Origin of the sequence: Mucilaginibacter gossypii (genome assembly GCF_900100945.1) — a bacterium.
GTDB classification, from domain to species: Bacteria; Bacteroidota; Bacteroidia; order Sphingobacteriales; family Sphingobacteriaceae; genus Mucilaginibacter; species Mucilaginibacter gossypii.
This window is the reverse complement of sequence record NZ_FNCG01000016.1, coordinates 57,920-71,362: the sequence shown is the minus strand read 5'-3', so window position 1 is coordinate 71,362 and position 13,443 is coordinate 57,920. Positions and strand designations below refer to the sequence as shown.

Sequence of the window (13,443 nt, the reverse complement as noted above, 5' to 3'; positions counted from 1 at the left end):
AGTATGTATTAGATAACTACTAAGCCGCTTTACCAAACCGAGCGGCTTTTTTGTGCGCATGCTATGACAAGCCGAGGGTATACAGTCATTTAAAAAACGCTGCAAAGCAGAACCGTGTATTTTAGATTTAATTTACCCGTTAACCTATTATCCATTAGTATTTTATTAATTTGGAGTAGTTATTAACCTCATTCATTTGCTTGAAGCCGTATACATTCCATATCACCCTTTATGACGCTGCGTTTTTTGGGATGCTGTTTATCGGCCTCACTTTTATCCTGCTTTTATGGTTCACCAGGAAAACAAACCAGTCGGCAAACCGGTTGTTGGCGACGATACTGGCTATTGCTGCTTTTTGGATATTTCGGATCCTCGGCACCGATATCGGGCTGTCAACCTATATTACCAACTGGGGCCGGCTGCCGCTGCAGTTTTCGCTGGCATTTGGCCCGCTCATTTTCTTTTATGTACTTAAAATAACCCGGCCGGAGTATAAATTCACCCGCAGGGACCTGCTGCATTTCAGCCCCTTGTTAGTCGAACTAAGCGCCTGGGCTTTAGAAGTACTGGAAAGTATAAAAACAGGCCGAGCAACTTATGATACGCTGATATTTCAACGAATAAACCCTGTATTACTACTATTAGCATTTATCTCGGTCATTATTTATCTATACCGGTGCCGCAAGCTGATCGAAAACTTTTACCAGGAGCTAAAATTTAACGGAGGCGACCGGTACCGGCATGAGTTGAAATGGATACATAACCTACTGACAGGCTTCGGGTTGTTATGGCTGTTGTGGATCCCTTTTATAGCTGCCGACTATTTTTATTATGATTACCAATTGGGCATACAGGCCTACTACCCTTTGTATTTCCTGCTAATGTCCATGCTTATCTGGATGGCGGCAAGAGCATTTTCAAGGCCGGAAATTACCGCACAGGCAGATAGCTTACCGGTTTTTAAACCATTACTACCAGCGGAGCTGAAGCGAAAAGGCGCTTGGTTAAAGCGGGTTGTTAAAGAAAATAATTACTACCAGGATCCTGAGTTGAGTTTAAGCTCCCTCGCCGAAAAGCTCGGTATGCATACCCATGAGTTATCACGGATCATCAATACTGTGCTCAAAAAAAGCTTCAATGATTTTATTAATGAATACCGGGTACAGGCTGCTGCGCGGAAAATGCAGGACCCCGCTAATGATCATATCACCCTTTTAGGGATAGCGTTTGAATCGGGATTTAACTCCCAAAGTACCTTTAGCCGCATTTTCAAGCAGGTGACCGGGAAAAGCCCGCAGGAATATAAAAACAACTTAAAAAAAGAATACCCAACTTATAAGTTGAGAAGCGATACCCAATTTGCGCCGGTAGTTTTGAATCATGAAACCGCTCCTAAATGGTCTCATGATAAAACAAACCGCAACTTTATGTTTAAAAATTATTTCAAAATCGCCTGGCGTAATTTAACACGCAATAAAAGCTATGCCGCTATTAACATTACCGGCCTGGCCGTAGGTATTGCTGTTTGTATGGTGATCTTTATCATTATACAGTTTCAAACAAGCTTTGATAGTTTTCACCCAAAGAAAGACCGTGCCTATCGTGTGCTAACCGAATACCATCACGCAGAAACTGGCGATATTACCTATGGCAAAGATATCCCCTTTCCGTTGCCTTTAGGATTAAAAACGGCTTTCCCCCAAATAGAACAAGTTGCCCCAATTTTTGCAAGCCAGAATGACCAGTTAATTATACCTGACGAAAACGGCGTCACAGTAAAAATGTTTAAGGAACAAAGGGGCCTGTTTTACACCAATCCGTCGTTCTTTAAAATTTTCAACTTCCCGCTGCTTGCCGGCTCATACGCTTCATTAAAAGATCCTGACAACGTACTGCTTACCAAAGAGGTTGCTGAAAAGTATTTTGGCGACTGGAAATCGGCAATGGGTAAAACCATTAAATTGCAAATGGGCGGCTTTATGTTTGAGCATGGCACAGACGTATTAAAAGTGTCGGGGATCCTGGCGACCATTCCCCCAAATTCCGACTTTCAGCTCAAACTTGTTGTTAGCTTTGGCACTGGGTTTACAGGAGACTATTTAGCAAAATCTACAGATTGGAACAGAACGGTAACTGATTTTGGCTGCTATATTTTGTTACCTCAGAGCCTTTCTGCCGACAATTTTAATCAACAGCTGAGAGCTTATTCACAAAAAGTACAATCTTCTGATAACAAGGACAGCCATATTATACAATCATTAAATGTTGTTCATTATGATTCACAAACAGGCAACTACAGCAATCAAACAGCCAGCCATCAGTTGCTCAATGTATTGTGGTTAATTGCCGCGTTCATCCTGCTCATTGCCTGTGTAAACTTTATCAACCTCTCTACCGCGCAGGCTGTTAACCGGGCAAAAGAGGTTGGTGTCAGGAAGGTTTTGGGGAGCAATAAATCGCAATTGCAACTCCAGTTCATTGTCGAAACATTTTTGATCGTAGCAAGCGCTGTATTACTTGCAGTTGCTATTACCATGCTTGCATTACCTTATATAAGCCGGCTTTTAGAGTTGTCGCTTTCATTCAACATATTCAGCAATCCTTCAATTATTTTATTCCTCCTGGCTGTAGCAGTTGTTGTAACTGCATTAGCGGGTTTTTATCCTTCTATTGTTTTATCGCGTTTCAATCCTGTTAATGCTTTAAAAAGTAAACTTACAACAGATCCCGCAAAGGGAATTTCATTAAGAAGGGGCCTGGTGGTGTTTCAATTCATCATTGCGCAGGCACTGATCATCGGAACGCTCGTTATTGTAAAGCAAATGAACTATTTTATGGATCAGCCTTTAGGCTTCGATAAAGAAACAATTGTTAATATTCCGTTCCGGGTAGATAGTCTTCGAATGAGCAGGCTGAGTTATTTGAGGGACCAGTTATTATCCATAAATGGCGTACAAGCGGTATGCTACAGTTCGAACACCCCGATTGAAAACGGTAATGATACGTGGAGCGCAGTCAGGTTTGACCACGCAACAAAAGAAACAGGTTTCAAGGCGATTACCAAATTTGCCGACGAAGGCTACGTACCCACCTACAAACTAAAGTTGATAGCAGGAAGAAACCTTCAGCCCTCTCCTTTAACCCGGGAGTTTTTGGTAAACGAATCGTTTGTAAAAAGCTTAGGGATTAAAAACCCCGGGGATATATTGAACAAGGAAATCAGCATATGGGATGGTGTAATAAAATGCCCGGTTGTTGGCGTATTAAAAGATTTTAATGACAGGTCTTTCCGACACGGCCTTGCACCATTACTTATCGCCACAAACATCACCATGTATAATCAGGCCGGCATAAAGCTTAAAACCACGAATGTTTTTTCGACTATGCAATCTGTTAAACAAGTGTTCGAAAAAACATTTCCCAATTTTGTTTATGAATACCGGTTTTTGGATGATAAAATTGCAAGTTTTTACAAACAGGAAAATCAGTTAGCCCAGTTGTATAAAATTTTTGCAGCTATCGCGATACTTCTAAGCTGCCTGGGTTTGTATGGCTTAGCCTCGTTCATGGCTGTACAACGGATAAAAGAAGTCGGCATCCGCAAAGTACTTGGCGCTACGTCAGGCAGCATCGTTTATTTGTTTTCGAAAGAGTTTATTATACTCATTGCTATCGCCTTTGCCATCGCTACCCCCATTGCATGGTATTACATGCACCAGTGGCTGCAAGCTTATGTTTACCGCATCAATATCAGTTGGTGGCTATTTGCGGCGGGTGGAATGGCAGCAATTGTTATTGCACTTGCAACCATAAGTTTCCAGGCAATAAAAGCCGCGAAAGCTAATCCGGTGAAGAGTTTGAGGAGTGAATGATTAAGTGGTTCAGTTTGGCAGGCAAACAAAGATATTAAATGGATTTGGTTCAATATAATATGTTGAATTATTTACTTTTAACAAATTAAATTCTTTAAATTGATCGCATAAAGAATCTAATTAAACCCTATGCGGAACGCAGCCGCTAAACCTTAACATCAACCTCACATATCAATACAGCCATGATCAAAAACTATTTTAAAGCAGCGCTTCGCAATTTCCGGGCGCACCGTTTTTTTACTTTCGTAAATATAGTGGGATTGGCTATTGGTGTCAGTGCGGCCCTGGCTATTTATGTTATCGTAAGTTTTGATCTCAGTTTCGATAGGTTTCACAACGATAGTGACAGGATTTACAGGGTCGTAACGGACTTTTCATACATGGATAAGGTAGTAGCCAAATTGGGCATGGTAAATGGCCCGCTTCCCGCAATAGTAAAAACAGAAGCACCTGGTATAAAAACTGCCACCCGCTTTTTAGAAATGAAAAACACTGATGTACAGGTCCCCGATGAAACATCAAGTCCGGTTAAATTCAGAGGTGAAAGTAGTATTGTACTGGCTGATGATGAATATTTTAATCTGTTTAATTACAAATGGCTGGCAGGTTCGCCAGCTACAGCACTTCGAGAGCCATACCAGGTGGTACTTACCTCTGATCAGGCCAGGAAATATTTCCCCAATGCCCCTTACAACCAATTATTGGGCAAAACGGTTATATATGACAGCATCAAAACAACCGTTTCGGGCATAGTTCAAACTCCCGCTCAAAATACCGATTTTTATTTTAAGGATTTTATATCCTATCCAACCTGTTTGCATAATGCTAATCTGAAAAACATGACCCGTTTAACCGAGTGGCCGGGTGTGGTGTGGCAATTATTCATTAAGATTGATAAACATGCGAATGCCGCTGACATAGAAGAGCGGATCAACGGGTTGCTGAAAAAATACAATAAGGAACTAAGGCCTGGAGACGGCCAGACTGAACATTTACAATCATTCCGCGACCTGCATTTCGACCCGGTATATGCCAATTTTGAAAAAGGGAGGCGGGCAAACAAGACTACGCTATATAGTTTACTCATTGCTGCCGGATTTCTGTTATTGCTCGGATCCATCAATTTTATTAATCTTTCAACAGCGCAGGCTGCACAGCGGGCCAAAGAAATTGGGATCCGTAAAACTATGGGTAGCAGCAGATGGCAGCTAATTGTACAGTTTTTGAGCGAAACTTTGGTTATCACACTTGTTGCCATCTGCATAGCCATGGTACTGACACCGGTGATACTGAAATTCTTTGCAGATTTTATCCCACCGGGCGTATCTGTTAATTATTTTGATAGTAACCTGTTGCTGTTTTTATTCACACTCCTGATAACAGTAACCCTACTGGCCGGGTTGTACCCCGCAATTATCCTTTCCGGGTACCGGCCGGTATCTGTATTGCATAACCTGCCGAACAAAGATACAGGCAACAGCGGCGGAACGTTGCTTAGAAAATCGCTATCAGTTACGCAGTTTATAATCGCCCAATTTTTCATCATGACAACGCTGTTGGTTAATAAACAGGTTTTTTATGCGCTGCATAAAGATATGGGCTTCAGTAAAGATGGGATCATCAACATAAGTACTCCTCTCAATACGATAAATACTAACAAACAACAGTTATTTAAAGACAAAATAAGTCAGATCCCCCAGATCGACGTAATGAGTATCGGAAGCGAGCCGCCTGCTGATGAAAAGATCGGAGTATGGGAAGTAACTTATAACGACGGAAAAAAAGAAGTTAAAGCAACGCTTCAACAACGAAACGGCGACGAGAACTACCTTAAAGTTTACCGCATAAAATTATTAGCCGGCCGTAACCTGCAACCGGCAGATTCACTGACCGCCGTACTGGTAAATGAAAAATATACTCATATGATAGGTTTTCAGAACCCCGCGGATGCTGTTGGGGCATCTTTTGATTATGAGGGCAATAAGAGGATGATAGTTGGCGTAGTTGCTGATTTTTATCAGAAATCACTCCGGGCCCCAATCATGCCCATGTCTATACAAACCCCGCATTACCGGTTTAATGATCGGTTTTTCCATATCTTGCTAAAGCCTCAAACTACCGGAAATAACGATTGGAGCAATGCCATCGGCAGAATGAGAAAAGCCTGGACGGAGGTTTATCCAGATATTGAATTTGATTATCATTTTTTTGATGAAGAGGTAGCCCGTTTTTATGATGGCGAACAGCGCACATCGAAATTACTTGGCTGGGCAACCGGACTGTCTATATTAATCAGTTGTTTGGGCTTACTCGGCCTAACCATTTTTAATACCAACAGGCGCACACGGGAAATTGGTATCAGAAAAGTACTTGGCGCGTCGGTAACACAAATAGTAAAGTTATTGTCGTCAGAGATAGCCAGATTAATTATTTTATCTTTTATATTGGTTATGCCATTTGCCTGGTTCGCAATGAATAAATGGTTACAAAGCTATGCGGACCGTACGCCAATAAGCTGGTGGATATTTGTTCTTAGTGGAATTGGAATGTTGTTTGCCGCATTTTTAACATCAGCTTTTCAAACAATAAGGACGGCCTCCTCAAATCCGGTAAAAAGTTTAAGAAACGATTAAAATGCCTTTTGTAAAAACATTCTTTATTATTCTTTCAAAAAACCAGTTTTTATTTAGTGGTGTCAAGCCACCACTAAAGTCAGAAATTTCTAAACATTAAACCTTATATCCCCTGAAGTAAATGCCGTCGTATTTTACATGGGGGACATTATTTTAACCCCAGCCTGCTGCGCAGAAGATCCCGGTATGTGCTGCCTATCGGGATTTTTTCGCCGTTAATAATAAGCTGATGTACTTCGATCATGGTAATATGTTTGATAGCTACCACATACGATTTATGCACCCGTAAAAAATCCGCTGCGGGTACAAGGTCAAAAATATCCCCCATATTTTCACGCACCAGGATATTTCTGTCTTTAAGGTGAATGGTGATATAATTACCATCTTTTTCCAGATACAAGATCTCATCTACTTTAACCTGGTAAGTTTGCGGACCGCTTTTGATAAAAACGGTGGGCTCATCCTCTTTGCTTACTCCATTTTTTGAAGATAGCGCTGCCACCGCTTTATTTATGGCTGCAAGAAAGCGCTCAAAAGTGATAGGTTTCAACAGGTAATCGAGGGCGTTCAGGTCGTAGCTTTCTACCGCATAGTGACTATAAGCGGTAGTAAAAATGATCATTGGCCTGGGCGACAAGGTTTGCACCAACTGCATTCCGCTGATATCAGGCATATTAATATCCAGAAAAATAAGGTCTACCTTTTCGCGGTTCAGGAATTCGATGGCCTTCACCGGTTCGCGAAAGGTGGCTTTCAAATCAACCAGGCTGGTTTTAAGGCAATAGCGCTCTATCACTTCAAGCGCCTTAGGCTCATCATCAATGGCAATGCAGGTTATCATTCCAGGTCAATTTCGAGTTTAACAATATATTTCCCCTGGTCTTCATTGATCTGCAGGTTATGTTTGCCGGGGTACAAAAGATCGAGCCGTCGCTTTACATTTTCGAGCCCGATGCCGCTTTTTTCATCCTCCATTTTTTTGATGGCGCTATATTTGGTATTGACACAGGTAAAGATCAGCTTATGGTCTGCAAGCACAATGGCAATATCTATCCCGGATGTTTGCCCAATAGAAACGCCGTGCTTAAAGGCATTTTCAACAAAAGGGATAAATAGCATCAGAGCGACGACAACAGTTCCCGTCTGCGCAGGGTGATCAAATATCACTTTTACCTCATCATCTGCATAACGCAGCTTATTCAGGGTAATACAGTCTTCCAGGTATGCTATTTCTTTATTTAGCGGCACGCCACCGGCATTGCTGTCATAGATCATGTAGCGCATCATGCCCGAAAGTTTGGAAATCCCGTCGGCAAGCTCATCATTCCCCTTTTCCTGTGCCATCGAAAACAGGTTATTGAGGGTATTAAACAGGAAATGCGGATTGATCTGCGATTTAAGGAATTTGATCTCAGTACTCAGTTGATAAGCCTCCAGCTGATTGCGTACCAGTTCAGTTCGGGCCCATTCTTTCAAAAAGAAATAGGCTATTGAAAGCCCAGCCGCAGTTAAAAAAATAAGCAGCATGGTGAGCTGCATGTGCACCCAGTTCCCTATTGCAAAAAATGCGTTATGATTTGGTATCAGGTGATTAAGGCCATCCTTGCCTGCTGCAAAACCAGGGGGCGGAGGCCCCATGGGTAGGCTATTGTTCAATTTAGAACCAACTAAAATATAATTAGCAAGAAAGACCAATATAAACCAGCCCGCGGCGGTAGCGATGCCTGCAAATAAGCTTTTATACCGAAGCGCCTTTTTAAAGATCCAAAATATATTGCCGTAAAACAGCAGGGCCAGAAACGCGAGTGTAAAGCGGGAATACGGAAAAATGGTGTCTACCTCACTTCTTTCCATGATCTTTCCGTTGTGGTTTACCCGGATCTTGACCGTTGAGCTGGTTAGCGAATTCAGGGTATAGTACACCCCTATCCAGAACGCCAGATGGATCAGTATCTCGATGATATGTTTAACCTTGATACGGTGCATTCTTCAAAAGTATATTAAGCCCGGCTTATTCATAAATTATTGATGTTAATATAGCGATTTGCCGGCTAAACGGGCAATTTTTGAAATCCGGGCTTAACGCCACCGGAAATTTGTTTTCGGCAGAAGCTCAAATAACAAATATCCATTCTATGCAGAAATGATGACGCTGTTCATACCAAAGTTTTTGGTGGATTTAAAGGGCAAAGTACTATTGCTTAAAAATATCCAAATTATGAAAAAGCGATTTTTATTGTGCACAGCCCTTTTATCATGCACCATTATGGCCCGGGCACAAAAACCGGATACCGCACAAGTGCTGGTACACTACAAGTTTTCCCACATCAGGGATACTACCAACCGGGAACACCCCTACACCGAGAACATGGTTTTGATTGTAGGAAAAAATGCCGGGGTTTATAAAAGTTATGACAAGCAGCTGCAGGATGCGCTATTTAAAAAGCAGGTACAGGAACAGGTAGCCAACTCACCCGACGGACATGTAAACATCCAGCGGAGATCATCGGGCTCGGGTACAGACTATTACCAGTTCCCAAACGTTAAAAAACTGGCAAGGAAAGAACCGCTGCTGTTCAATAGCTATCTCATAACAGATGCCCTGCCCGCCATCGAGTGGAAAATAAGCGGAGATACAGCAACGTTTGGAGGCTTGCATTGCCAAAAAGCAACAGGCCATTTCAAGGGAAGGGATTATACGGCCTGGTTCAGTCCTGATCTGCCGCTGCATATAGGCCCCTGGAAACTCAATGGACTACCAGGGGTGATTGTAGAGGCTTATGATACCAAAAAAGAAGTTTATTTTAAGTTTGACGGGATTGAAAAAGCGGTCATATCTCCCCAAAAGGGTGATCAGCCAACCGGCCCGGCCCCGGATAACCAGGGACGGATGGCCGTGATGATAGGCATGGACGACCAGGTTGGCGATCCAAATATCATCCAGCTCCCCACCAATGCCATTAAAACTACCGAAAAGGAGTTTTCCAAATTGCAGGAGGCCATGCGTAAAGACCCTAATGCCTTTGCCCAGTCAATGGTGGCTGCACAGGCGGCAAGTCAGGGCAGGCCAGCCCCAAAAATCGATATCAGGATCGGGCCGCAGCCGGTGATCAATAACCCGATAGAATTGCCTGAAAAGAAATGAGCCGGATTATAAAGTCAGTATGGTTGCTGGTTATAGGGTTACTGTTTTCGGCTCACGGCTTTGGTCAAAGTATTAAGGGCACAGTGAAAGACAGCACCGGGAAACCGGTGCCTTATGCCACCATTAACCTCAAAAACGCGGCCACTAATAACATTATAAACTATACCATTACCGATACCAGAGGCGCCTACATTTTGCCGGCCCCGGCAGATACACCCGTGAGCGGCCTGCTGGTCGAGGTGCGTTGTATAGGCTATAAAAATGAGAGCAGGGTCATTACGGATTTGCAAGCTCCCGTTGATTTCACTTTATCTGTTTCCATCAACCAATTACAGGCCGTAGTGATTAAAAGCAGCCGGCCGGTGTTGCGGACAAACGGTGATACCCTAAGCTATAAAGTATCTGATTTCAGCAGTGTGCAGGACAGGGTTATTGGCGATGTGATCAAAAAACTGCCGGGTATAACGGTTGCCGCTGATGGCAGGATCAGCTATAACAATAAGCCGATCTCCAACCTGTACATCGGTGGTGATAACCTGCTGGACGATAAATATAATATCGCTACCACTACCATTCCCCAAGGGGTGGTAGACCAGGTGCAGGTGATCCAGAACCACCAGCCCGTTAAAGTGCTCCAAAATAAAGTAATGAGCGATGATGTGGCGCTCAACCTCAGCTTCAAAAAAGGCGCTAAATTGCAGATGGTGGGGCAAGAGAGCATCGGCGCGGGCTTGCCGGGCAATTATGATGTAGATTTGAACGCCATGATGTTTAAGGATAAGTACAAAGCCATTAATTACCTTAAAGGCAATAACACAGGTAACGACCTGCAGCAGGACCTGGTATCGCACAATTTTGCCGATAATATGCAGCGGATCGATAACGATGTGCCGGCCACCATGTTATCGCTTGGTTCGGTGAATGACCCGGCTTTATCACGTAACCGGTATCTGTTCAATCGCCCGGGGATCCTCAATCTCAATAACCTGGTCAATTTTAAAAAGAATGTGCAGATGAAGATCAATGCTTACTATTTGCGCGATACCCGGCGGCAGGACTACAGCCAGCACACCACCATCTTTTTACCCGGCGATACGGTACGCTATAATGAAACTCAACGTAACCGCTTCCGCCCCCACATATTGCATACCCAGTTTACGCTGAACATTAACCAGGATAAATATTACCTGAACGATGTGTTGCTGATGGATAACAACCGGTCCACCAATTACTCAGACCTGAATACAAACGGCGGCATGGTAAACCAGGTATTTAAAGATAACGCGCTGAATTTTTCTAATGAATTTAACCTGATCAAATCCTTAAGATCAAACAACATTATCCAGGCTTACTCCTATATCAGTCATTCGACTGAGCCCGAGAGCAGGACAATTGGGCCGGACTATAACAATCCAATTTTTAACAATGATGTCCCTTATGCGCAGTTGGTGCAAAATGTGAATGTACCTGCGTGGTATACCAATAACTATATTTCTTTCAAAATACCGTCGAACCTTATCACGCAAAGTTTCAGAACAGGGTTCAGTGTTCAATCACAAAAGTTAAACTCAGATCTAAACGTTGTACAGACTAATAATACCATCAACCTGCAATCAGACAGTTCCATCAACCATTTAAACTGGACAAGAAAAAAACTATACACGGAAGCAGCCTACGATCTGCCAGGCAGTATCCTCAAAGTGAACCTCACCTTGCCGTTAAGTCTGCAGCAGATCAATTATTCGGATGGCCTGTATGCCCTGCGTAAGGGTTTAACCAGGTTATATTTCAATCCGCAGCTAAAAGTAAAATATCAAACCGGGATGGAGAACTACCTGAATTTGCTTTACAGCTACCGCAGTGAGGCGGGTACCATAGAAGATATGTACCAGGGCTATATCCTGAAGGACTACCGGACACTTTATGCCAATAATGCCGGCCTTACCGAACGGCAGAACCAACTTGTGGCCCTTGGGTTTAACTACCGCAAGGCGCTCACCCTTTTGTTCGCCAGCCTGAACATTGTTTATAACCATATCGTTTCCAATAATATCGCTTCAGAAGTAATTACCAACACCCTGCGGCAGCGTGTAGTGCTGCCATACCGCAACAGTACCGATTCATGGACGGTGAACGGCACCGTCAGCAAATATTCCTTTGCTTTAAAAACCACTTTCAGCGGAGGGATACAATGGCAAAGTAATAAGTCGGTGCAGATCCAGAATAACGTGCTGCTGCCTTTCAATACCATTTCCAGAACCATCAATGCCGGTGCAGATACCAAAGTGAATGAGCAGGTAAATTTTAGCTATAAAGTTATATTTACCCAAATCCAAAGTCATTCGGCTGTGGAGGCATCGGCTTATCATATTAACCAGTTGCTTCAGCAAGCCTCGATCAATTATAACCCTGTAACCAATTTGCAGTTCAAATTATCAGGCGAGCATTACTTTACCCGTCAGCAAGGCAATCCTGAACTCAAATACTTTTTTGCAGATGCCTCGGCAAAATTCAGGGTCGAAAAATGGAAAACCGACCTGGAGCTGAGTGCCGCTAATTTTCTGAACGTAAAAACTTATAACACGCTTTATTTATCGGCCAATACATTAACCGCCAGTTCGTACACCTTGCCGGGAAGGATTATATTGCTCAAAATAATGTTTCATATTTGAGTGGTGTCAGGTTTTTTCAGGCAACCTATCCGGCCTGCTGCTCCTCTTCCGTCAGTTTCAGCAATGTGGCTTCATTTTTTATGCGGATGCTTTTGCCCGATATTTCGATGATCTCCTCATCGATAAAATCATTAATGGTGCGAAAGAGTGATTCATAAGCTGCGCCTGTAAATGAGGCCAGATCCTGCCGGGTAAGTTCAATATTGATAAAGCCCTGTTCATTTAGGCCGAATTTGTTTTTAAGCGAAATAAAAGCCTGGGCTACGCGGCCTTTAACCGGCATGTGTGCCAGGTTGCGCATCCGTTTTTCCGATTCCTGCAATTCGTTGGCAAAGAAGCGCATCAGCTTAATAACAAAGTTATTGTTAACCTGCAGTGTACTTTCAAAAAAGGGCATTTCGATATAGCAAATTATACCTGCCTTAATGGCTGTGGCCGAAACCGGGTAAAACTCAGTACTGCCTAAACCAAGATGCCCAACAATATCGCCTTCGCGGGCAAACCGGAGAATAAGCTCTTTTTCCTTATCCCACTTTTTATGAACCTTTACCGTGCCTGAATAAACAAAGTAAATGCCGGTAACGGGATCACCTTCTTTAAAGATCTGCTGCCCCTTTTTTACAATGATATTTTTCCTGGCGGCGCTGATTGCCGGGATCCAGTCGGGCAGGCAGTGTGTACATAAAAAGCAAGTCCCCAAATCGCATTTATCTTTGTTTTTCGCCATTTATTGATGTGTATTTAAGCCGGTGCTGTTATAAAAACATGCTAATTTATTAAAAGCGGCGGCCTTTTGGCTGTTCCCAGGTAGCCATGTTAAAAATAACTCCCAAACTTAACAATACCGCACCGCCAAAAACAGGCCATGGAAATGAGCGGATGCCATTGATGTTAATGCTCCATGGATGGGAATCGAAAGGGTTAACGGTATTCAGGTTCCTGAATAGCAACAATCCGGCAATGATGCTTGCGGCACCTAAAACAGAAAGAATAATACTGGTAATTTTCATAACTATTGTTTGTGCAATGATTTTTATTAAAAACTTAGCAAATGTTAAATAAAAACATTGCATATGCAATATAAAATTGAAAATAAAATTTATTTATGCTGCTTTAAGTAT

The 13,443-nt window shown here is 42.8% G+C and carries 8 protein-coding genes; 4 read left to right on the top strand and 4 right to left on the bottom strand.

Annotated elements, in window-relative coordinates; translation table 11 throughout:
* Window positions 1-200 precede the first annotated feature (200 nt).
* Window positions 201-3,872, top strand: coding sequence for an FtsX-like permease family protein (locus BLS28_RS23685; protein WP_091173341.1), 3,672 nt, complete (start codon window positions 201-203; stop codon window positions 3,870-3,872).
* A 182-nt stretch (window positions 3,873-4,054) separates the two neighbouring features.
* On the top strand, window positions 4,055-6,505 hold the full coding sequence (locus BLS28_RS23680) for an FtsX-like permease family protein (RefSeq protein WP_091173337.1): 2,451 nt from the start codon (window positions 4,055-4,057) through the stop codon (window positions 6,503-6,505).
* 148 nt (window positions 6,506-6,653) lie between these two features.
* Here BLS28_RS23680 and BLS28_RS23675 read toward each other — a convergent pair whose 3' ends face one another.
* Window positions 6,654-7,346 (bottom strand): LytR/AlgR family response regulator transcription factor, encoded by a 693-nt coding sequence (locus BLS28_RS23675; RefSeq protein WP_091173333.1) that lies wholly within the window; start codon window positions 7,344-7,346, stop codon window positions 6,654-6,656.
* A complete protein-coding gene (locus tag BLS28_RS23670) occupies window positions 7,343-8,491 on the bottom strand; it encodes a sensor histidine kinase (protein WP_091173329.1) in 1,149 nt (382 codons plus the stop codon). Before BLS28_RS23670 ends, BLS28_RS23675 begins: the two co-directional genes overlap by 4 nt.
* 232 nt (window positions 8,492-8,723) lie before the next feature.
* Here BLS28_RS23670 and BLS28_RS23665 point away from each other — a divergent pair, with 232 nt between their 5' ends.
* Both BLS28_RS23665 and BLS28_RS23660 read left to right on the top strand, forming a co-directional pair.
* Complete coding sequence (locus tag BLS28_RS23665; protein WP_091173628.1) at window positions 8,724-9,650, top strand: GLPGLI family protein; 927 nt, start codon at window positions 8,724-8,726, stop codon at window positions 9,648-9,650.
* Window positions 9,647-12,322 carry a TonB-dependent receptor gene (locus BLS28_RS23660; RefSeq protein ID WP_091173325.1) on the top strand — a complete coding sequence of 892 codons (2,676 nt, stop codon included), beginning with the start codon at window positions 9,647-9,649 and terminating at the stop codon, window positions 12,320-12,322. Before BLS28_RS23665 ends, BLS28_RS23660 begins: the two co-directional genes overlap by 4 nt.
* 25 nt (window positions 12,323-12,347) lie before the next feature.
* Here BLS28_RS23660 and BLS28_RS23655 read toward each other — a convergent pair whose 3' ends face one another.
* Both BLS28_RS23655 and BLS28_RS23650 read right to left on the bottom strand, forming a co-directional pair.
* Entirely contained in the window at window positions 12,348-13,049 is a 702-nt protein-coding gene (locus tag BLS28_RS23655; protein ID WP_091173321.1) for a Crp/Fnr family transcriptional regulator, read from the bottom strand.
* A gap of 49 nt (window positions 13,050-13,098) precedes the next feature.
* On the bottom strand, window positions 13,099-13,332 hold the full coding sequence (locus BLS28_RS23650; protein ID WP_090533632.1) for a hypothetical protein: 234 nt from the start codon (window positions 13,330-13,332) through the stop codon (window positions 13,099-13,101).
* Window positions 13,333-13,443 lie beyond the last annotated feature (111 nt).

Excerpts from the sequence above, each read along its gene's own strand:
- BLS28_RS23680 (WP_091173337.1), top strand. The coding sequence starts at position 4,055 with ATGATCAAAAACTATTTTAAAGCAGCGCTTCGCAATTTCCGGGCGCAC.
- BLS28_RS23675 (WP_091173333.1), bottom strand. The coding sequence starts at position 7,346 with ATGATAACCTGCATTGCCATTGATGATGAGCCTAAGGCGCTTGAAGTG.
- BLS28_RS23670 (WP_091173329.1), bottom strand. The coding sequence starts at position 8,491 with ATGCACCGTATCAAGGTTAAACATATCATCGAGATACTGATCCATCTG.
- BLS28_RS23665 (WP_091173628.1), top strand. The coding sequence starts at position 8,724 with ATGAAAAAGCGATTTTTATTGTGCACAGCCCTTTTATCATGCACCATT.
- BLS28_RS23660 (WP_091173325.1), top strand. The coding sequence starts at position 9,647 with ATGAGCCGGATTATAAAGTCAGTATGGTTGCTGGTTATAGGGTTACTG.
- BLS28_RS23655 (WP_091173321.1), bottom strand. The coding sequence starts at position 13,049 with ATGGCGAAAAACAAAGATAAATGCGATTTGGGGACTTGCTTTTTATGT.
- BLS28_RS23650 (WP_090533632.1), bottom strand. The coding sequence starts at position 13,332 with ATGAAAATTACCAGTATTATTCTTTCTGTTTTAGGTGCCGCAAGCATC.